21 protein-coding genes are annotated in these 20,656 nt (G+C 60.4%); 6 read left to right on the forward strand and 15 right to left on the reverse strand.

What is annotated here, in order from left to right; all coding sequences use genetic code 11:
• Positions 1-27 precede the first annotated feature (27 nt).
• Genes KYT97_RS13820 through KYT97_RS13835 form a run of 4 tightly spaced genes read left to right on the forward strand, consistent with a single transcriptional unit; the run spans position 28 to position 3,372 of the window.
• Positions 28-1,209: an amidohydrolase family protein gene (locus tag KYT97_RS13820; RefSeq protein ID WP_033231757.1), complete on the forward strand. Its 1,182-nt coding sequence runs from the start codon at positions 28-30 to the stop codon at positions 1,207-1,209.
• Positions 1,206-2,633 (forward strand): FadD3 family acyl-CoA ligase, encoded by a 1,428-nt coding sequence (locus tag KYT97_RS13825; protein ID WP_280639078.1) that lies wholly within the window; start codon positions 1,206-1,208, stop codon positions 2,631-2,633. Before KYT97_RS13820 ends, KYT97_RS13825 begins: the two co-directional genes overlap by 4 nt.
• A 32-nt stretch (positions 2,634-2,665) precedes the next feature.
• On the forward strand, positions 2,666-2,899 hold the full coding sequence (locus KYT97_RS13830; protein WP_033231759.1) for a hypothetical protein: 234 nt from the start codon (positions 2,666-2,668) through the stop codon (positions 2,897-2,899).
• Positions 2,896-3,372 carry a MaoC family dehydratase gene (locus KYT97_RS13835; RefSeq protein WP_245006121.1) on the forward strand — a complete coding sequence of 159 codons (477 nt, stop codon included), beginning with the start codon at positions 2,896-2,898 and terminating at the stop codon, positions 3,370-3,372. The genes KYT97_RS13830 and KYT97_RS13835 overlap by 4 nt, the downstream gene beginning before the upstream one ends.
• Before the next feature lie 77 nt (positions 3,373-3,449).
• Here the strand turns inward: KYT97_RS13835 and KYT97_RS13840 are convergent, their stop codons facing one another.
• The 8 genes from KYT97_RS13840 to KYT97_RS13875 all read right to left on the reverse strand — a co-directional run bounded on the left by KYT97_RS13840 (position 3,450) and on the right by KYT97_RS13875 (position 11,771).
• Positions 3,450-3,983 (reverse strand): MTB12 C-terminal domain-containing protein, encoded by a 534-nt coding sequence (locus KYT97_RS13840; RefSeq protein WP_219112615.1) that lies wholly within the window; start codon positions 3,981-3,983, stop codon positions 3,450-3,452.
• 154 nt (positions 3,984-4,137) lie between these two features.
• Complete coding sequence (locus KYT97_RS13845) at positions 4,138-4,491, reverse strand: hypothetical protein (protein ID WP_219112617.1); 354 nt, start codon at positions 4,489-4,491, stop codon at positions 4,138-4,140.
• The gene (locus KYT97_RS13850; RefSeq protein WP_219112619.1) at positions 4,488-5,195 is read right to left on the reverse strand and encodes an ABC transporter ATP-binding protein; all 708 of its coding nucleotides are present in this window, start codon (positions 5,193-5,195) and stop codon (positions 4,488-4,490) included. Before KYT97_RS13850 ends, KYT97_RS13845 begins: the two co-directional genes overlap by 4 nt.
• Positions 5,192-5,905 carry an ABC transporter ATP-binding protein gene (locus tag KYT97_RS13855; RefSeq protein WP_245006122.1) on the reverse strand — a complete coding sequence of 238 codons (714 nt, stop codon included), beginning with the start codon at positions 5,903-5,905 and terminating at the stop codon, positions 5,192-5,194. Before KYT97_RS13855 ends, KYT97_RS13850 begins: the two co-directional genes overlap by 4 nt.
• The gene (locus KYT97_RS13860; RefSeq protein ID WP_219112620.1) at positions 5,883-8,006 is read right to left on the reverse strand and encodes a branched-chain amino acid ABC transporter permease; all 2,124 of its coding nucleotides are present in this window, start codon (positions 8,004-8,006) and stop codon (positions 5,883-5,885) included. Before KYT97_RS13860 ends, KYT97_RS13855 begins: the two co-directional genes overlap by 23 nt.
• On the reverse strand, positions 8,006-9,388 hold the full coding sequence (locus KYT97_RS13865) for an ABC transporter substrate-binding protein (protein WP_245006123.1): 1,383 nt from the start codon (positions 9,386-9,388) through the stop codon (positions 8,006-8,008). Before KYT97_RS13865 ends, KYT97_RS13860 begins: the two co-directional genes overlap by 1 nt.
• A gap of 228 nt (positions 9,389-9,616) precedes the next feature.
• On the reverse strand, positions 9,617-10,390 hold the full coding sequence (locus tag KYT97_RS13870; RefSeq protein WP_033231765.1) for an SDR family NAD(P)-dependent oxidoreductase: 774 nt from the start codon (positions 10,388-10,390) through the stop codon (positions 9,617-9,619).
• 73 nt (positions 10,391-10,463) lie between these two features.
• On the reverse strand, positions 10,464-11,771 hold the full coding sequence (locus KYT97_RS13875; protein WP_045064720.1) for a cytochrome P450: 1,308 nt from the start codon (positions 11,769-11,771) through the stop codon (positions 10,464-10,466).
• Between the two features lie 275 nt (positions 11,772-12,046).
• Here KYT97_RS13875 and KYT97_RS13880 point away from each other — a divergent pair, with 275 nt between their 5' ends.
• Complete coding sequence (locus tag KYT97_RS13880) at positions 12,047-12,646, forward strand: TetR/AcrR family transcriptional regulator (RefSeq protein ID WP_095887043.1); 600 nt, start codon at positions 12,047-12,049, stop codon at positions 12,644-12,646.
• Positions 12,647-12,826: 180 nt separating this feature from the next.
• Positions 12,827-13,018 carry a ferredoxin gene (locus KYT97_RS13885; protein WP_092803436.1) on the forward strand — a complete coding sequence of 64 codons (192 nt, stop codon included), beginning with the start codon at positions 12,827-12,829 and terminating at the stop codon, positions 13,016-13,018.
• A 49-nt stretch (positions 13,019-13,067) separates the two neighbouring features.
• Here KYT97_RS13885 and KYT97_RS13890 read toward each other — a convergent pair whose 3' ends face one another.
• The 7 genes from KYT97_RS13890 to KYT97_RS13920 are packed head-to-tail and all read right to left on the reverse strand — an operon-like array spanning position 13,068 to position 20,656.
• On the reverse strand, positions 13,068-13,676 hold the full coding sequence (locus KYT97_RS13890; RefSeq protein ID WP_219112622.1) for a hypothetical protein: 609 nt from the start codon (positions 13,674-13,676) through the stop codon (positions 13,068-13,070).
• Positions 13,677-13,726: 50 nt separating this feature from the next.
• Positions 13,727-15,034 carry an MlaD family protein gene (locus KYT97_RS13895; RefSeq protein WP_080711615.1) on the reverse strand — a complete coding sequence of 436 codons (1,308 nt, stop codon included), beginning with the start codon at positions 15,032-15,034 and terminating at the stop codon, positions 13,727-13,729.
• Positions 15,031-16,140, reverse strand: a complete 1,110-nt coding sequence (locus KYT97_RS13900; RefSeq protein ID WP_033231768.1) for an MlaD family protein — start codon at positions 16,138-16,140, stop codon at positions 15,031-15,033. Before KYT97_RS13900 ends, KYT97_RS13895 begins: the two co-directional genes overlap by 4 nt.
• Complete coding sequence (locus KYT97_RS13905; protein ID WP_179300759.1) at positions 16,137-17,243, reverse strand: MCE family protein; 1,107 nt, start codon at positions 17,241-17,243, stop codon at positions 16,137-16,139. Before KYT97_RS13905 ends, KYT97_RS13900 begins: the two co-directional genes overlap by 4 nt.
• On the reverse strand, positions 17,240-18,292 hold the full coding sequence (locus tag KYT97_RS13910) for an MCE family protein (protein ID WP_219112624.1): 1,053 nt from the start codon (positions 18,290-18,292) through the stop codon (positions 17,240-17,242). The genes KYT97_RS13905 and KYT97_RS13910 overlap by 4 nt, the downstream gene beginning before the upstream one ends.
• A gap of 7 nt (positions 18,293-18,299) precedes the next feature.
• Positions 18,300-19,337 carry an MCE family protein gene (locus KYT97_RS13915; RefSeq protein ID WP_033231769.1) on the reverse strand — a complete coding sequence of 346 codons (1,038 nt, stop codon included), beginning with the start codon at positions 19,335-19,337 and terminating at the stop codon, positions 18,300-18,302.
• Positions 19,334-20,656, reverse strand: a complete 1,323-nt coding sequence (locus KYT97_RS13920) for an MlaD family protein (protein WP_095887046.1) — start codon at positions 20,654-20,656, stop codon at positions 19,334-19,336. Before KYT97_RS13920 ends, KYT97_RS13915 begins: the two co-directional genes overlap by 4 nt.

A 20,656-nucleotide genomic window follows, 5' to 3' on the forward strand; every position in this document is an offset into this window, starting at 1 on the left:
TTCTCATCAAACGCAAAGGAGAATCTCATGCCCCCGAAGGACCTGCCTTACCCGCTGTTCGACGCAGACAACCATCTGTACGAGACTGCCGAGGCCCTCACCAAGTACCTCCCGGCGAAGTACAAGGACGCCATCAAGTACGTCGAGGTCGACGGACGCACCAAGATCGCCATTCGCGGACAGATCAGTGAGTACATCCCCAACCCCACGTTCAGCGTCGTTGCACGCCCGGGTTCCATGGAGGAGTACTTCAAGAACGGAAACCCCGAAGGCAAGAGCCGTCGCGAGATCTTCGGTAAGTCCATGAAGGCAATCCCCGCCTTCAGCGAGCCGGGCCCGCGCCTGGAACTCATGGACGAGTTGGGCGTCGACCGCACGTTGATGTTCCCGACCCTCGCCAGCCTGGTCGAAGAGCGGATGCGTGACGATCCGGACCTGATTCACGCTGTTGTGCACGCACTCAACGAGTGGCTGTACGAGACATGGCAGTTCAACTACAAGGACCGCATCTTCACCACCCCGGTGATCAGCCTGCCGATCCTCGACAAGGCACTCGAAGAACTCGAGTGGGTTGCCGAGCGCGGCGCAAGGGCTATTCTCGTGCGCCCAGCACCCGTCCCCGGATTCAAGGGCCCTCGTTCGTTTGCCATGCCGGAGTTCGACCCCTTCTGGAAGCGCGTCGTGGAGCTCGACCTCCTCGTGGCGATGCACTCGTCGGACAGCGGATACGCGCGCTTCGACGCCGAGTGGGAAGGCACGGACGGCGAGATGCTGCCGTTCCAGACCAACACGTTCCGCATGGTCAACGAGTGGCGTCCCGTACAGGACACCGTGGCATCGTGGGTCTGCCACGGCGCACTGTTCCGCTTCCCTGACCTCAAGCTTGCTGTCATCGAAAGTGGATCTGCCTGGCTGCGACCACTTCTGGACAGCCTCGCCGACACCTTCAAGAAGGCACCTGAAGGCTTCGGTATGCAGGATCCCGTCGCTGCGATCAAGCGCCAGGTCCACGTCAGCCCGTTCTACGAGGAGGGCGTGACCGATCTGATCGATCTCGTCGGAGTCGACCGAGTGCTCTTCGGCTCGGACTACCCGCATCCGGAGGGCTTGGCAGAGCCGCGGCACTTCGCGGACATGCTCGGGCACCTGGACGAGAAGGATCAGGCAAAGATCATGGGCGGCAACCTTGCAGGGCTCCTTTCGCTGTGAAGTGGCAGACCATCCCTGAGATGGTCCTGAGTGCGGCCGACCGCTTCGGCACTGCCGAAGCGGTCGTCGACGGGCCCGTCCGGATCACCTTCGTCGAACTCGCTGATCGGGTCCGCCGGGCCGCTGGTGCTCTGGCCTCGATCGGCGTGGACAAGGGCGATCGAGTGGCGATCTGGGCGCCCAACTCCGCCGAATGGATCATCGCCGCATTCGGCATCTTGACCGCCGGCGGAGTGCTGGTTCCCGTCAACACGCGGTACAAGGCCGACGAGGCCGCCGACATCATCCGACGGAGCGGCGCCAAAGCCGTACTCGTCCAGAAGGGGTTCTTGGGCCTCGAGTACAGTGCACCCGATGACGTACCGGTGATCGACTTGAAGTCGGATTTCCTTTCCAGCGGTGCACCTTTCGAATGCGAGATCAGCGGCGACGACATCGCCGACATCATGTACACGTCGGGAACGACCGGCCGCCCCAAGGGCGTCATGATGAACCATCACCAGACACTGCGAATGTTCTCGGAGTGGTGCGATCTCGCAGACCTGAGGGAAGGCGATCGCTACCTGGTCGTCAACCCGTTCTTCCACATGTTCGGCTACAAAGCAGGCGTTGTCGCGTCGTTGATTCGCGGCGCCACCATCCTGCCCGTAGCCGTTCTCGACGTGGATCAGGTACTGGAACTGGTCGAGACCGAGAAGATCACCATGCTCCCGGGACCGCCGACGCTCTACCAGTCACTGCTGTCCGCTCCCAACACCCGAGATCTGTCGTCACTACGTGCTGCGGTCACCGGATCGGCGGACATTCCGGTAGAACTCATCCGCCGGGTCGCAAAGGAACTTCCGTTCCAGACCATCATGACGGGTTACGGCTTGAGCGAAGGGGGAACGGCAACCGCGTCGCGCCCCGGCGACTCGTTCGAGCAGATAGCAACTACCGTCGGTACACCATGTGACGGAATCGAATTGCGAATCGCAGATGATTCCGAGGTACTGATTCGCGGATACAACGTCATGCAGGGATACCTTGACGATCCGCAGGCAACCGCCGAAGCGATCGACACGGACGGTTGGCTGCACACCGGCGATCTCGGAAAGCTTGACGACGAGGGACGGCTCAGTATCGTCGGCCGCAAGAAGGACATGTTCATCGTCGGCGGGTTCAACGCATATCCAGCCGAGATCGAAGGTTTCCTCCTCGAACACCCGGCAGTCGATCAGGTTGCCGTGATCGGCGTTCCCGACGAACGAATGGGGCAGGTCGGCAAAGCGTTTGTGGTCACCAAACATACAGTGACAGAACAAGACCTACTGTCCTGGAGCCGCGAGCGGATGGCCGGGTTCAAAGCTCCTCGCACTGTCGAGTTCCTCGACGCACTGCCACTCAATGCGACTGGCAAAGTCATGAAAGACCAATTGAGATAACCGAACTCACGTTTGAATTGAGGAGGCGTGTAATGAACGACCATGATGCGATATTGACGTTCGCCCTGAAGTGGCGACATTGGAACGGCGGACCCGCCGAAGACATTTTTGTCCAATTCGGGATCACGCCTGATCAATTCTTCCGTCGCCTCCACAGCATCCTGGAGGTCGGAGAGCAGAGCGACCTCTCACCCGAGATCGCGGCAGAACTCGCGTACATCTGCGATCTGCGACTGAACCCCGTTGAACTCAGGCTGGCCGGTTGAGCACCCAGAGTGGTTTGGACCAGACTGATTTCACCACCTTCGACGATATCCGAGCCGCTGTCGGGACAACGATCGGCACCAGTGATTGGATCACGATCGATCAGAAACGGATCGATCTCTTCGCGGCAGCCACCGACGACGACCAGTGGATACATGTTGATACGGACCGTGCTGCAGACGGACCGTACGGCGCCACCATCGCACATGGATTCCTGACACTGTCGTTGCTGGCACCGATAGTTCAGCAAGTCATGGCAGTCAGCTGTGCGCGCATGGCACTCAACTACGGACTGGGGAAAGTGCGGTTCATCAGCCCGGTCTTGGTGGACAGCCGGGTGCGGGGAACAGTGGAGGTCACATCCGTCACCGACATCGACGGCGGAATCCAGGTGGAGCGCACCGTCACGATCACCGCCGAAGGCTCCGAGCGGCCCGCCTCTGTCGCACAAAATCTGGTTCGATACTTGAGCTGACATCTGTCGGTGTGCACGTACATCATGCGACGTCGACGCCGGTGCTACCGGCGTCGACGTCGCATCGTTGTGCGCGATCAGCAACCGGGAACCGGCGCCCCGCCGCCCTGAATCGCCAACAACGTGCAGAACGTCGCGGCCGACACCTTCCACACACCGGCCTGCTCTAGCGCTTCACCGGACTGGTCCGGCAGAACCGGAGCCCCGTTCATCAGAAGCGTCCACTTGACGGCAGCGTTCGTGCCGGTGGCCTCGACACCTTGCACCGTTGCCGTGGTTGCCGTGGCCTGCGGATTGGCCGTCAGCGCTTCGAGAGTCGGCAGGAACACGTCACCGTTTTCGACCAGAGCGGCACGATCCGCGGGCGGAGTAGTTCCGTTGAAGAAGGTGACAAAGACGTCCGTGATCTCCTTTGTCGTCGCGTCGTCGGCCGCAGCTGCCGCGGTGGTCCCCGCAGACGATGTGCTCGAAGCCTTCGACGCCGCTGCCGAAGTTGTTGTGGTGTCAGCGGTGTCGCTGTCGGAATCACTGCTGCAGCCTGTGACGGTGGCGGCCACGACGGCAACAAAACCGGCGGCGGCCACGACTCGACGAATTACCGAATTGCGCATGACGGATCCTCTCCGATGGGCGGACGGGTTCCACCCACCATGGGCTTTCCACCACGATGTTTCGGAACACCGTGGTTGCAAAAAACTTTCACCAGCACACGGACGCACCCGTCCGCAGGCGAACTACCGCGAGGAGCAACGGCAGCTACTGCTGTCAGGGTTGAATATCGCGCTCGGAGAGTCGATCTCCCACCAGGCTCAGGTCGTAGGACTGCCTGGCCATCCAGAACCTGAGGAATCCGGTAATGGAATAGCGGATGTACAGTGCCGACCCGCTCACGCCGAGTGAAATCCCGACGAGGGCAAGAATGATCGCGTCGCGCTGCACCAAGGGATCGGAAGTATTGTGCGAGAGAAAGTACGACGCGATACCCAAGGCCGGACCGATCACCATCAGCGCCAGTCCCAACCTGAGCCAAAGGGCGGATCGGCCGGCGGAGGGATCGGGAATCTTCTGTTCGGCCAACTCGCGAGTGAAGCGGTCGGCGCGGGTTTCAGTCGCGGTCATGTGACACTCCCAAGGTAGAGGGCAGCTAATTCGGAACGCAGTGCGCCATCGGGGCTGCCCTGCTTCTGGATCCGGCCACGCACCAGAACCGCTGCGTGATCGGCAAATTCGAGCAGGGTGTTCGCGAACTGCTCGACCACCAGTACGGCGACACCCGCTCTGGCAATCAGGGCGACCTGCTCGTAGAGTTGGCCGACGATCAACGGCGCGAGCCCCATCGACAACTCGTCGAGGAGAAGTACGGCAGGGTCCGTCGCGAGTCCGCGGGCCAGCGCGAGCATCTGCTGCTCACCGCCCGACAATGTGCCTGCCGTCTGCGATGCGCGCTGGGCGAGGATCGGAAACCGAGCAAACGCGATCTCCTCGATTTCCTCGCGCGTGCGACCCGTGAACGTCATCATGAGCAAGTTGTCCCGAACGCTCAGGTTGGGAAACACACCACGGCCTTCCGGGATCAGACAGACACCGGATCTGGCCAGATCCCGAGGACGAATCCCACTGACATCGCGTCCGCCAACCATCAGTTGCCCCGAGGCGATCGGATGAACTCCGGCAGCGACTCGAAGAGTCGTCGTCTTCCCGGCACCGTTGGGCCCTAGCAAGGCAGTTATCTGACCAGGCGCCACACTGAGGTCGATCCCGTGCAGAACCGTGATCTCGTCGTAACGCGCTCGCACACCGCGCAATTCGAGGATCGGATTCATGATCCCCCCAGATACGCTGCCAGAACCGCGTCGTCGCGCCGGATCAGCTCAGGCGCGCCGACGGAGATGATCTTCCCAAGATCGAGCACGTACACCTGGTCGCACACGTTCATCACCAATTCCATGTCATGTTCGACAAGCAGGACAGCCATCCCCTCCTCCGCCAGAGAGCGCAGAATCACCGAGAACCGCTCTGTTTCTTCGCGGTCCTGACCGGCGGCGGGCTCGTCGAGCAGAAGGATGGTCGGATTCACAGCCATCGCTCTGGCCACCTCGACGAGGCGACCCATGCCGGTGGACAAAGCGTCCGCAGTGGTCGTAGCAACCCGATCCAATCCGAGTCGATCGATGATGTCGTCGGCGACGGATCCAGCCTTACGTCGCTGCGGTCCCAGTTCCGCGGCAACCAGGAGGTTGTCACGGACGCTGAGTCGGCCGAAGAGTTCCAGTCGTTGAAACGTCCGCGCCAGACCGTGTTTCGCACGCCGGGACGGCCCGGCTCCGGTCACGTCGCGGCCACCGAGAAACACCTTTCCCGTGGCCGGCTTGCGGAGCCCGGAAATGACGTCGAACAGCGTGCTCTTGCCTGCCCCGTTCGGTCCGATCAGTCCGGTCACGTGACCACGCTCCGCCTTCAGTGAGACCCCGGAGAGCGCGCGTTGACCACCGAACATCACCGTGATGTCCTCAACTTCGAGCTGCGACTTCACGACTGAGCACCTCCCCGTCTTCGGCGGTCCATGGGCGCGATATGCCCCACAACTCCACCGGAATTTCCGGCTCCGCCGGAACCTGACGATGCCGCGCTTCGGCCCAACTGCGGGCGGCCAATGCCCCGATCACTACGCCCACCACGAGTACGTACCCGTTGACGACGTCACTGACACGCAAAACCCACAGCGCTGCAATCCAACCCAGCAAGACCGCCATCACAAGGCGGTCCCGGAGAGCCGATTCCCAGCGCCGGCGCAAGCTCGGCACAACTCCGTCGTCGACCGCTCCGGAACTGTAAGCGAGGCCGGCAGCAGCGGGCAGCGTCTGCACGAGGTTGGCGGCCGCCGGCCACAATGCCACGATCGCGTTCAACGGGCCGGCAATCATCGTGCCCGTGAAGAGCCCGTTACCCACAACTCCCAGGCCACCCACGACAGCGATCAGGAAAATACCCAGCCCGGCAACAAAACTGAACTGTTCGGCGGTGACCGACATCAGTTGCATTCCGTACAGCGCCCCACCAAGACCCGCAATACCAGCGGCAAGCGCAAACACCAGCATCTTGGTCAACAGCAGACTGCCCCCGAGGGTCGCGAAGGCAGCCTCACTGTCGCGCAGCGCAATCAACCGGCGGCCGAGTCGCCCGCGGCGCAACGCGGCCACGGCGATCGTGACGAGGGCAAGACAGATCGCGGAGAACACCGTCAGTTCTGCCGGAGTATTCACGTCTAATCCGAACAGTCGTGGGCCGACCAAATCCACTGAGCCCTGGTCGAACAGCACGATCTCGACTCCGAACACCTCGAAGGACGGGATCGTGAATATCCACCGGTCGAAGACGGCCGCAATGGCCGCCGTCCCGAGTGCCAGGTAGACACCATTGAGCCGGAGCGCGGGGATCGCGATGACCGCTCCGACAATGCCCGCGATGACCATCACCGCCAAAAGTGCCCACCACTGCCCATTTCCGCCCAAGCGTGCACAGACAATTGCACCCACCCCCGCCATGGTCAACTGCGCAAGTGATATCTGACCGGCGTAACCGACAAGTGGAACGAAGGACAACGCGATCACGCCGAACGCGAAGATCTGTCCGTAGGTGATCAGATCACCTTCACCCAGCACTGTGGCCAAGACGAGACCGAACGCGACGATCACCCCGGCAAAGGCAAACGTCCCCCGAACGCTCGGTAGCGGAACCGCACTGAGGTTACGGTCGCGTCCCCGAAGTCGCCCGTGTGGAAAGAGCAGCAGCGCGAGCAACAGCAATATCGCCGGCGCCGCCAGCCGCAGACCTGGGAGGTACGGATTCTGCGGGAGGTAGCCGGTGAGATATGCCTCCATGCAGCCCACGACAATTGCACCGACAAATGTCATGGGCAGGCTCTTCAACCGACCGAATATCGCTGCGGCATAAGCACTGACGATGACCAGCGACAGTTGGGTCGCGTCGAGCGCAACCATCGGAGCGATGAGGATACCGCCGATTGCGGCCAACACGGTTCCCAGAATCCAGGCAACCCGGTTGGCCCGTACCGGATCTGCCCCGGTAAGTCCCACCAAGGCACGGTCATCGACGGTCGCTCGCATTTCCGTTCCGGTTCGGGTGCGCAGCATCAGTATTCGCAGAGACACCGCAACGGCGATCGCCACCACCAGTGTCAAGGCTTGATGCCAACTGATTGTTGCTGACCCGATGTGAAAAGAGTTCTGCTCGGCAAAGAACCTGGGAAGCGAGCGAGCTTTGTTCGGATTCCAGACCCATCGGGCGAGCGCAATCAGACCGCTCAGCAACGCGATCGTCATCACCAGCTTCTCAGCCTCGCCGAGAGCCTGAACCGGCCGCACCAACAGTTCGACGAGAAGCCCGAAAGCCGGTGCAAGAACCAGAAGTACGGTGGCTACCGACAACCACACCGGCAAGCCCCACCCGACACTGAGCTGCCAGTAGGAGAATGCCGCCATCATGCCGGTCGCGCCGTGTGCGAAGTTGAACACTCCAGTGGTGGTGTAGGTGACCACTAAGCCGCTGCCGATGATCGCGTAGATCGCGGCCGTGCTCAGACCGACGATCCCGAAGGTGACGAATTGTTCCATTACTCGAAATCGCCCATGCTCATACCGACGTCTGCCAGTGTCATCGGCGTGCCGAAGTCGGCGACCAACTTGCGAGCCGGGATATCGCAGCGGTAGAGACCGTTGTCGGGATTGAAGTCTGCTGCCTGCCAACCGTCCGACGTGGCCTGTTCGACATTGAAGCACGGCTGCGGTGGAATCGGATTCGCCAAATCGTTTGCAGCATGCAAACCGCCTCCGGTCCAAGCAGTCTCGGCCGTCGCTGCCTTGTAGAGGCAAGCACGGGTAAGTTCGTCGCCACAACTGGCAGCCGACTTCGCGAACAGCAGCCACGATGACATCGCCCGCATCGCCGGGAGTGTGATCTGCGCATTCGGTGCGTACTTCTCGTACAGAGCCTCGAGCTCCGCCACCGCAGGCTCGTCACTTTCCAACGGCGCCACACCACTGAGATCTACGAGGTTGTTCTGGAAGTCAGCGGACTTCCCCAGCAGTTCGATGAACGACGCGTTGTAGGCGTTATTGTTGGCATCGATCCAGTCGAGCTTGTAGTCCATGTTGGTGAGGACCTCTTCGAGCTTGGCCAACTGACCGAACTCACCCATGAAGATCAACCCTTTGACGCCCTTGCTCTTGATTGCTTGCGCGTACGGAGTCCAGTCCGACACACCCATCGCCGGATACAGCTCGTTGTAGACCAGCGTGGCACCGGCGGCCTCGAGGGTCTCAGCGGTAACGCCCGCAATCGCTTTGGTGACAGCGGAATCGCCGTTGATCATCCCCACCGCACCCTTCGAATCCGGATACGCCTCGTTCACCACCCAGGTTCGGAAACCGTTGTAATTGTCATAGCCCGGGATCTTTGCGGGAGATGCACTGACTTCGAGATCAGCTCCGGCAGAACGCTCTTGGACGGCCTGAGCTGGGAAACTCGGCAACATACACGTCAGCCGGTCCTTGACGCCGAGAGCATCCAAGGCGGCGCCACCACCGACGAGCGCAAAGTCGTCACGACAGGCTTCGACCATTCGCTGACGAACCTCCATCAGCTTCGCATCGCGGGTGGTAGCGACCACTTTACGACCGTTGATACCTCCGGCGTCGTTACACCAGGATGTGAAAACTGTTGCGGCTTCCTCGAATTCGGCATTCTTGGTGAATCCCATATCCGAGAAAACTCCAATATCGATCTCGTCGGCAGTGACACCTTGAGCAGTGCTGCCTTGGGCATCCCCAGACTGACAGACGTCCTGGAGATCACCGAAGTCGCCAGATGCAGACTGTGCGGTAGCCCCCTCACCACCGCCTTCGATGTTCTCGCTGCCGCCGCTCTCGCGGCCACTACATCCGCTGACAAGAAGTGCTGTCGCCGCGACGGCAACAAGTATTCGCTGTAGTTTCAACCGTTCCTCCTCGTTACTTGGCCCCACGGGCCGACCGATACAGGCTGAAGAGACCGGCGGACGCCGGCGGCGTGAGTGCCAAGGCCACGGGTGGGAGAGGCAGCGCGCCTAAATGGATTCGGACCGAACCCCGTGGCCGGTGGATCACCGACGAGCGAGGGTCGAGTAAGTCGAAATCTGAACGGAATCGTACTGTGCCACTGGAAAAGAAACCAGGAAACGGACAATTTACATATACCAACCTCCGTTGACACCGATGAGCTGTCCCGTGATGAAGCCCGCGTTGTCTGTACAGAGGAACGCACACGCCGCAGCCACATCACTGGGCAATCCGGCACGACGGACCGGCGTCATACTCGCGATAACGTCGACGCCGGGAAAATCTCCGTCCGCTTCGGACTTACGAGCCATCGGGGTATCGATGATCGACGGCGGGATCGAGTTGACGGTAATCCCCTGCGGCGCAAGCTCGAAGGACAGTGCCTTAGTAAGTGCGATGACCCCACCTTTGGACGCTACGTAGTGGGCCATGTTCGGCGCGCCCGACTGAGCGCTCGACGACGAGATGGTGACGATTCGACCCCACCCGGCTTCGATCATGTCGGGAACAACTGCCTGAATGGAGGTGAAGGTTCCGGTGAGGTTGACCGCGACGATATGGTCCCACTCCTCCGCACTGATCTCGGTTACCGGTGTGAACGTCTCGACACCCGCGCTGGTGACGATGATCGAGATCGGGCCGAGTTCACCGCGTACCGCGTCCATGGCAGCCCTGACACCAACACGATCGGTGACATCCACTTGGTATGCCATGGCCTCGGTGCCGTCCGCACTCAACTTCTCGGCAACACGTTGCGCTTCGTCGATATTTCTGTCCAACAATGCAACTCGGTGACCCTGCTCCGAAAGAGCCTGAGCCACAGACAGCCCGATACCCGATCCAGCGCCGGTCACGACCGCTACACGGTCGTTCGCGGAGGTCCCCTGCGTGGATGAAGTCATGTTGTTCTCCTTGTTCGTCAACGAGTTTCAGTCAACGGGTGCTAGTTAGTGGGTGCTAGTCAGTGGGTGCTAGTCAGTGGGTTTCAGTCATCACGGATTCCGCCGACGAGGATTCCGTCGCGGGGGTGTAGTCGAGATGCAGCGCCTTGAGGCCCCGCAGAATGTATGTCGGTTCGTATTCGTACGTCCGCGAGTCAGCTGGTCCGTGCTCGGCCTCGGAAATCCGAATGTCCTTCAGTCGATCCAGAAGTCGAGTGATGCTGACACGTGATTCGACGCGGGCCAGCGGACCACCCGGGCACGCGTGGATTCCTCGACCGAAAGCTATGTGCTCGCGCGCATTCTGCCGTTCGATGTCGAACGTGTCGGGATCTTCGAACCTTTCCGGATCACGGTTCACCGCACTGTTCAAGATCATGACGATGGTCCCGGCCGGAACATCCATGTCGCCAACAGTTGTCGGGTTCTTCGCAAGCCTGAAGTCGCTCTTGACCGGACCCTCCATCCGAAGTGTCTCCTCGACGAAATTGGGTATACGTTCCGGTTCGTCGCGAAGCAGTTGCTGCAGTTCGGGATTCTCGGCGATGAATCGGAAGGACGCGGTCAACAACCGCGCCGTCGTGTCCTGGCCGGCAGCGAACAAGAAGCACGCGACGTGCACGAGATCGACGACCTCCGGAGTCGAGCCGTCGGGATACTTGGCTGTGGCGATGGCCGTCAGAACATCGTCGCGCGGTTCCCGTCGACGGTCCTCGATGTACGACGTGAATCGCTCTGCCAGGAACTCGAGCGGATTGCTCGTGAAGGCCTCGGACTCGTCGATCGAGCCCGCCTGTTGCGCGCCGAGCGTCACGCGAAATACCTGATGGTCCTCTTCCGGTACACCGAGCAGATCAGCAATGACAAGCAGCGCAAACGGTTGCGCATAGTCGCTCATGAGGTTGCACGAGCCCCGGGCGATGAACTCGTCGATCTGGCGATCCGCGAGCCGCCACATGAACTCTTCGTTCTCCGCCAAACGCCTGGGCGTCAGCAGTCGCTTCAACAACGACCGGTGCGCCGCGTGCTGCGGCATGTCCATGGTCACCAGATGCTCGTGCAGCGGGAAATGATCGCGGTACTGCTCGATCAGAGCGCCGAGGTCGTCACCCTCGGGTTCGAACGGCAACCCGGGGAAGGGGCCCGTTGCCGAAACACACGACGAGAACACCTCGGAGTCGCGGTACACAGCAGTCGCCGCGTCGTACCCCGTCACGGCAACAACACCGTGGTGTGGCTCTCTCACGACGGGACACTGCGCGCGTAGGGATTCGAAGTACGGGTACGGATCATCCACGATCGACGGATCGGTGAAGAAGTCGACCTGATCGATTTCAGTCATTACGGGTCTCCTGTGTCGGAAAGCAGGGCATTGACGTCTTTGGGGCTAGGCACGTGTGTCGGAAGGCAGCGCACCCTCGGGACGGGCGGGGTCGACGGGCATCTAGGCGAGCCGAATTGTCGACGTCGCCTGGCAAATGCTGATCAGTCGATCAACATATTGCTGAGCATATGCGTAGCTTAGGGTGTAGGCAATGGTCTAGCGGAGTTTTCTTCGCATTAGGCTGTAGCGAGAACCGTTCACATGACCAGCCTTTGACGCTTAGGGAGCCACGGATGACTTCGCCACGCAGAATCGGCGCACCTGATGCAAAAAATCGAGCACTCCTCCTCGACGCCGCAGAACAAGTCATGCTGGAAGAGGGGTATGCGGCGGTCAGCTCTCGCCGCATCGCAAAGAAGGCCGGGCTGAAGCCGCCGCTCGTGTACTACTACTTCCGCACGATGGACGATCTGTTTCTCGAACTGTTTCGTCGCCGCGCGGTAGAAGGTCTCGAGCGTCAGGCCGAACTACTGAAATCGCCACAACCCCTGAGAGCACTGTGGGAGTTCAGCATCGCAGCGGAGGGCACCGCCTTCACTATGGAGTTTGTCGCCCTCGCCAATCATCGGAAAGTCATCCGGGCGGAAATCGCCGACTACTCCGAGCGATTCCGCGCAGCTCAACTCGAAATAATGGGAAATGTGTTGCAGGAGTATGGTATCGATCCGAAAACATGCCCGCCTGCCGCAGCGCTGGTATTGATCACAAGCTTGTCACGCGTACTCGTGATGGAAGAGTCACTCGGCGTTTTCGGTGGGCACGCGGAGACCTTCGCCTTGGTCGAGGAGTATTTGGTTCGACTCGAAGGCGAACGACTCGAAGACACGAATTAGACACAGCCCTAACCCTTTTGGGGCTTGCAATCTCTTCTGCGAAGGTACAGTATCCAAGGTGGTGGATGACTTTACATTCACGCGGGTATGCGTTCCGATCCGCTGGAACCAATTTCGTTCGCGCACTCAGTGCAACACGGCATGGATTCGAGCCGTGAACTTGATCAGGGAGGACTCCGAATGCGCGTCGTCGTCGACAAGAATCTGTGTGAGGCAAATGCACTCTGCGTGGAAAACGCGCCGGAAGTATTTGCCCTCGACATCAACGAGGAATTGGAAGTAACTGCCGGCCAGGTACCGCACGACGCCGAAGACCGAGTTCGCACGTCGATTGCACAATGTCCCAGAGCGGCTCTCTCCGAACGTGAATGAGTGCGGAGCGGGGCCGTCCAAGTGGCATCCCCGCTCCCCGCTCGCGGTGTCACGGTAGATCCACCTTGCCGGCGAGCCAGCGACCGTCCACCAGGTTCATCGTCATCACGACTCGACTGCGGTCGATCCGCGGATCAGGTGCGACGGTATTGCTGACGGTCTGGTCGATGAACAACAGGACCTCGACTTCCGTAGCGGTCGCCGATTTGATCCCGGCATCGATCACAACTCCCTGAGCTGCGGCCTTGTTGTCGACCAGCAGTTGCTTCAACTGTTCACTGGACTGGGAATACATGTCCTTGAATTCCCCGGTGGCTCCGTCGAGTACGGCCGCAAAGTTCTGATCGAGCGAATCCGAACTCACACTTGTCAGAGTCACCGCGTACTGGCGCGCCGCATCGAGTGCGGCGGCCGCTGCCGAGTCGACAGCGCGCGCTTCGTGTAGCTTCCAACCGAAAACTGCTGCCATGGACAGTGATATGGCCACCACGGCTGCAATCACAGAGATTCCGACTACTCTCCCCCATCGGCGAACGCGAACCTCCGGCTCCGTGTCGCTCGACCCCACATCACTCATGCCATCCGCTGCGGATTCGTCTACTTCCGGGTCCAGATCTGCAGCCTTGTCGATTGTTGTCGTCGAACCGCGTTCGCTCATTTTTCCTTCTCCTCTGCTGCGATGTTCCTGTTTCAACTGCTCTTCCGCGTTCACCCCGGTGGACTCTGTTCGAGATCAGGACCTCCATAGGGAAGTGGAATCGATTGAGGCCCAATCGGTGTCGGCGACGCTCGTGTGTCGGGTGCAACACCGGCAGGCGGGCCGGCGGTGTCGTCACCTGGTTGACGTGGCGCATTCCGAGCGCCGCGGACAAGCACCGACGGGTCCTCGTTGTCGCAATACGTGTACAGGTACGGTTCCGGGAAATCCGGAACCGTCGCCGGTAGACGTGGCAAGTCGTAGTCACACGAATAGCGCGGGTAGATGTTGACAAACGCCCAGATTCCCCCGTCGTGAAAAACAGATGTGAGTGCTTCGAGTGTGGAGCCTTGACGGTATGTCGGGACGAAGAACTCTTGCAGCGCAGGTACGTTCAAGTAGGCCATCTGGGCTACCGTCGTCAGATTGCCGAGGAGCTGAACCATTGTCGGCGAGTTGTCGGCGATGAGCGCGTCAATCGACTTCAGAGTCGACGGCGTACCGTCGAGGAACTCACGAAGCCCCGTGTCCTTCGCTTCGACGCCGAGCAGAAGTTCCGACAGATTGCTCGCAGTACTGCGCAGCCCAGGGCCGCTGTCACCAAGTGTGCCGAGCAAAACCTTGCTGCTGCGCAGAAGGGTTGCCGTCTGCGGTAATACCGAATCGAGCGTCGAGACGAGGAAGGCGCCGCCGTCGAGTATCGCCGACAGTTTCTTCGGCCCTTCCGGTCCGACGCCGAGTTCCGCGACGATCATCTCGAGTTCGGCAGGATCGATTTGGGCCAGCATGCCGTCAAGGTTTCCCAACATGGACGCCAGCGGCACCGGGGTCGACGTTTCGTCGGAAGAGATTTCCGATCCGTCGACAAGATACGGACCACTGTCGGTGGTAGGCCTGAAGTCCAGATACTGTTCGCCTGCCATCGACAGTCCCGCCACACGCACTTCACCGCCCAGTGGAATCTCGACACCCCCGTCGATCTCCGCGACGGCAACTACACCACTGTCGGTCAACTCGACCGAATTCACCTTTCCCACAGGAACTCCGCGGAGCATCACCTCCTGCTGCGGCAGCAGCCCGCCGGATATCGAAAAATGCACGCGCACGGTAATCTTCGAGCTGATCGGGCTCAGGTGAAAGACCCCGAAGGTCAGGTACACCACGCCGACAACCAGGGTTGCGGCGAGTGCAACCACCGACATTGTGAGTCGGTGAGCGCTACTGAAGCGGACGGCGCTGACGAGAGCTGCCGCGGGGACTTCCGACAGCCGCGCAACCGGGCCCATCTCACCCTCACCGTCAGGGATCTGCTTGTTCATCGGCCGGTCCCCAGCACTCTGCCCTGCAACCGCATCAGCGTGTAGGTAATCGTTCCCACCAGCGCATCCCAGTCGCTCGAATCCGGAAGTCGGCTGCCAGGGTCAGCGGGATGGTTCGGATCCGCAATCGCCCCGATAGCGAGCTGTTCCAGGTCGGCATTGACATGGGCGGACGTCGAGTTGGTGATCTTGAGGAGTGGCGGCAAAAGCCTGTTGACGGCTGCGAGGCTCGCGTTGGGATCGGTTGCCGCGTCGTTGAGTTCTGCAGCGATTGTGTTGATGTCGGCGACCATCCCGCCTGCGCCGGTACCGCTCACCGACGGGAACTTTCCCACTTGACTACTTACCTGCGCCACCTGTGCGAGCAGATCAAGCATTTGCGCAGTGTTGGCGTTCAGAGTGCCGAGCGCGGGACCGGCTGCCGAAATCGCGTCGTCGATCGACGATTGCTGCTCCGACACCGTCACGAGAAGCTGATTGGTCGACGCAAGCGTCTCACGAATCTCGTTGCTCCGGCTCGACAGTGTCCCGATCAGAGCGGTCGATTCACCGATCAGGTCCGCCATTTCCTCACCTCGTCCGCCGACAGCTTCTCCGAGCCCGTTGACAACCTTCGTCAGGTTGCGCAGGACGCCTCCGTTGATCAAGAACGACGATGTGGTGAGGAGTTCTTCGATCGTCGCCGCAGACGAAGTCGACGCAATCGGGATGCTGTCTCCGTCGGACAGAAGAGCACCGTTCGACGCAGGTCCAGGCGGGGGTTCCACTGCGACAAACACGTCTCCCAGCGGTGTCGCCGACCGCAATTCCGCGCCCGCCCCGACCGGCAGGCTGATTCCATCCTTGATCCGCATCGTGACTATCGCTTCGTAGTTCTGCACTCTCATCGCTTCGACCTCGCCGATGTCTGCACCTTGGAGTTTCACCTTCGCTTGGGCGGGCAGATTGAGTGCATTGTCGAAGACCGCGTACAGCGTGTAGTAGTCCCCGGAAACTCCAGGTGCCGGCAACGGGAGACTCTCGAGCCCCACACCACACGCTGCCGTGGACAGCATCAGACCGGCGCATGCCCCGGCGGAAACAACCCGCCACCCTCCGGGCGTCATCGCGGCAACCCCGCCAAGCCCTCGAGCATCCCGGAGATCCCGAAGTCCGGGCCGAAATCTTCGAGTGTTCCCGTACTGCAGCCAAGCTGACGCAGACCGAGGACATTGCAGATCTCCTTGACCAACTGCCCGTCGAGAAAGACCTTTTCCAGCTGAGCGTGCACCCTCGCACCGCCGTTCTCCTGATCGATTGCGTTGTAAGCGTTGTCCATCAAAAGTGGGGTGACAGTAAGAAATTCAGAAAGTTCACGCCGATAGTCGGCCAATGCGGTCACCACGGTGTTTGCGTTGGTCACTGTCGATTGCAGAGTTCCCTGGTTGGCCGCGAGAAGTTTATCTGCCTCGACAAGGATTTCGTTGAGCTTGGTACCGGTGTCCCCCGAGCCCAAGTCCGCCTCACCGAGCAGATCACTCACTTGCGCCAGGGCTGAACCGAATTCACGAATGTCCTGATCATTGTTCGCGGCAACGGAAGTCAAGACTGCAAGATTGTCCACAACAGTCGTGATGGCATTCTGTGTTTGCGCGCCGCCGTCGCTACCCAGTTGCAGCGCCGACGCCAACTGGCTCAGTGACGACTTGATGGCTTGCCCGTTCCCGTCGACCATCGCGCTGCCGATCCCGAGTAGGTCAGCGACCGGGCCGGAACCCTCTCCATCGCCCTGCAACTCGATCGCCATCTTGTCCGCCATGGCGATCAGTCGATCGAATTCGACGGGAGTCTTTGTTCGGTCCATCGGGATGATGTCGCCGTCCGTCATCACCGGGCCGTCCCGGTATGGCGGAGTGATTTCGACATGACGGTCGGTCAACACCGACGTCGACACAGTTACTGCCTGCGCAGTTTCCGGGATCTTGACTCCGCTGTCGAGGCTCATCGTTACTTCCACCACGGTGCCGCGGGGGACGATGCTGGTCACCGAACCGATCGGAACGCCGAGAACCGAGACGGAGTTCCCTTCGTACAGTCCTGCGCCACTGTCGAATTGCGCCGTGACGGTGATCGTATTGTCCATCGAGGTTGCGCTGCGAATACCCGAACAACCGGCAGTAGCGAGAACAACTACCAACGCGACCTTCGCTATCGATACGAGAGATCTCATTTGCAGTCCTTCAGATAGGGCGGCAAGTTCATCTCGTTTGCATGGCCGCTGACAGCGCACATCCACGAGTCGATGAAAGGCCCAGCGGGGGCCGTGAAATCGACTTCGTTGGCGGTCCCGGAGGTATTGGCGAAGTTGCGCAACGGAACCGGCAGGATCTCCAATGTGTTGCGCAGCAGATCGTCATTGTTGCTCAGGCTTTGGAGCAGGCCATTCAGATTGTTGATCAGTTCGTCGATTGCCGGACTGTCATTGACAACGACGTTGTGCAGTTGGTCTACGAGTGCGGTGGTCGATACGAGTAGTTGGTCGACCACTTCCCGTCTGGCATTGATTTCCGCCAACACGTCACGGCCGTTGCGCACCAACTCACCCAGACTGTTCTGCTGCCCGCGGATTACAGTTGTCACCTCACTTGTACTGGTCAGCAGCGAACCGATCTGTCCGCGCCGTTCGGCCAGCACCGAAGACAAGTTCTCGATATTCGCGAGTACCTGCGGTACGAGCGCAGGTGTGCCCTCCAGTTGATCGGACAACGTGGTAAGTGTTTGCCCGATCTTCTCCGCGTCAACCTGCTCGAATGTGGTGGTCGCATTATCCAGTGTCTGCTGCAGATCGTAGGGAACTTCGGTGTTGGCCAACCCGATCCGATGATCGGCAATGTCACCGTCACCGCCGGGACGGATCTCGACGTATCGCGATCCCAACAACGTCGTCAACTTGATGGAAGCTGCGGTACCGGCTCCCAGTGAGACACCCTCGTCGATCTGCATGGTCACGACAACGTGATCTCCTGCGAGTCGAACACCATCGACGGTTCCCACTGGAACACCCGCGATGGTGACCGCGTCCCCCGCGCTGACTCCGGCGGCCTGAGTGAATTCGGCGTCGTAGCTGACCTTGCCGATTCCCGCGGATGTAACCCAGAGGGCAACGACCATCGCGATGGCAAGACCTGCCACCGTCAAGACCCCGATCCCCAGTGCACTGCGATCCTCGAGGGGCTTACGCAGTCTCCGAGCGTAATTCGATGTGGCTTCTCTGATCATCTTTCGCTTACCTGCAAATCTTCGACTGGGTAATCTGACCACCGGGCGTCGACTGCGCAACGATCGCGGGGATCACGGCACTGATCGCCGGGACGAGGGTGACATTGAGATTGCACAGGTACGTGTTGATGTAACTTCCGTCCTGGCTCGCTCGCGCAAGCCCTTTCAACATCGGCGGTAAGTTGAAACCGAAGTATCCGAAGGTGTCCTTGTTGTCCAGGAAGTGCTGGGCGAAACCCGGTTCTCGAGTGAGGAACTCACTCAGGTCTGGGGCGACGTCGCTCGACAGTGTCGCTACTTGATCGGCAACGAGCGCGATCGAATCCAACGAGTCGACCATTTCGCCGCGCCTGGCTGCCAGCTGTTCGAAGATCGTCCGTGCCTGCGTGATCATCGTGTCGACGTTGGTGCTCTGCAGTGCGAGGCTGTGAACGATGCCGTCCAGATTGACGATGATGTCGCCCAGAATCTTGTCCGGGCCGGCAAACGACTCGGCAAGGGTCGACGTCTCGGATACCAATGTGGTGATCGATCCGGAATCACCTTGCAGTGCACTGACAATCGCGGTTGTGACATTGTCGATCTGCTGCGGATCGAGCACGCTGAACAGCGGTTCGAAACCATTGAGAAGAATCGAGATGTCGAAGGATGGTTCCGTGTTCTCCACCGGAATCTCGTCCCCACTCACCAAAACTCGAGGTTCCCCCTGCTCACCGAGGGACAACCCGAGATAGCGCTGCCCGATGATGTTCTGATACGTGATCGCGGCTTTGGTGTTGCCGTACAGCGCTTGGTCCGATTCGATCCGAAAAGCCACCCGCGCGAGCGTTCCGTCGAGACTGACCGAATCGACGCGCCCCACCCGAACCCCAGCCATCCGCACGTCGTCGCCGGCGCGTAATCCCGATACGTCGGTGAAGACCGCGGTAAAGGATTTAGTCTCGCCCTGAACACCGCGCTGCAGTGTGACGAACACCGTCCATGTGAGGCCACAGGAGATCAGCAGGAACACGGCGATTCCGATCAAGGGTTTTCGATAGCTCATCGGATCCCCTGCTCGAGTTCGAGTGGCACGTCGGGTTCGGGTGTCACCTGCACGGTGTTGCCCCGGGCCAACGGTCCGAGGATGAACTCGTCGGCAGGGGTCGATTCGCCTCCCAGAAGATCGCCCAGAAGTTCCTTCTCCTGGGCACTTCCGACCGGACCGACATTCCCTCCGGACGTCGGGGCAAAGTCGAATTGACGGGCAACGCCGTCAGCTACCACAGGTGGCGCGGCGGTCTCCGGCGCAGTCGCGCAACTCGGACCGGCCAACTCACCGTAGCGGGGACAATCGGCGCGGGTGTACATCTTGTGCGGTGTGAATTGGAACAGGAATTTTCCCGTCGCGTTCTGCTGACCCACCGGCCAGAACTCGCTGAACCACTTGTCGGATATGACTTTCATCCGCGTGACGATGGGCGCGAATTCCGTACTGCCGTCGGCAACTACGCTGAGAACCGGTGAAAGTTGTGTGGTGATAGCGACGATCTTGTCCGTGTTGTTGTCGAGAACGGAACCGACTTCCGACAGTGTTGTCGAACCGGCAGTCAGCAGCGCGGTCAACGCGGCATCCTTCTGCGCCAAGGTCCGCATGGGTACGACGGAATGGTGTACGGCATCAAGAAGGTCGGGTGCAGCTTCTTGGAGACCGCGGATGGCAGAGGACAACGCACCCAAGCTGGAAGGTTCACCGTTCGGTGTGGTCAACTCACCGAGTTCGGCGGCAATTCGGCGGAGTTGCTCACCCGCAGTGACGATATCGGCGCCCCGACGGTCTGTTGCCGCCGCAACGGCCGCGAGCATTCCGAGTGTGCGATCCGTCCCGATACGTGCTGTAGCAGAGACGATTTCACGGAGTTTTGTCAACGCGGTCTGCAACTGTACCGTCGACAGACTTTCGTCTTGCGGGATTTCCGCGCCGGGCGACAGCGGGGGGCCGCTCCCGTTGTCGACCAACTGAACGGACGACACGGCAAAGACGTTGCTGGGCACAACACGAGCCGTCACGGTTGCCGGAATCCCGGCCGCGTACTCCGGTTTCAGAGCGATGTCGACATACTTCGACTCGCCGCCGCTCGATGTATCCACACTGTTCACCACTCCGACCAGCACGCCCCGAAATTTCACATCCGAACGCGCAGGCAATCCGTCACCGACATCGGCAAGAACCGCTGTAACCTCGAATGCCTTGTCGAAGACGCCGTTCATTTTCGCGATCAGCCCGGTGATCAGCAGCGCCACGACCATCAGCGCGCCAACACCGTGCAGGAGAAGTGTTGTCGCAGAGGGGCCTCGGCCGTCGGCTTCGAACAGTATCGGCAT

Origin of the sequence: Rhodococcus globerulus, from assembly GCF_019334125.1 — a bacterium.
GTDB classification, from domain to species: domain Bacteria; phylum Actinomycetota; class Actinomycetes; order Mycobacteriales; family Mycobacteriaceae; genus Rhodococcus_F; species Rhodococcus_F globerula.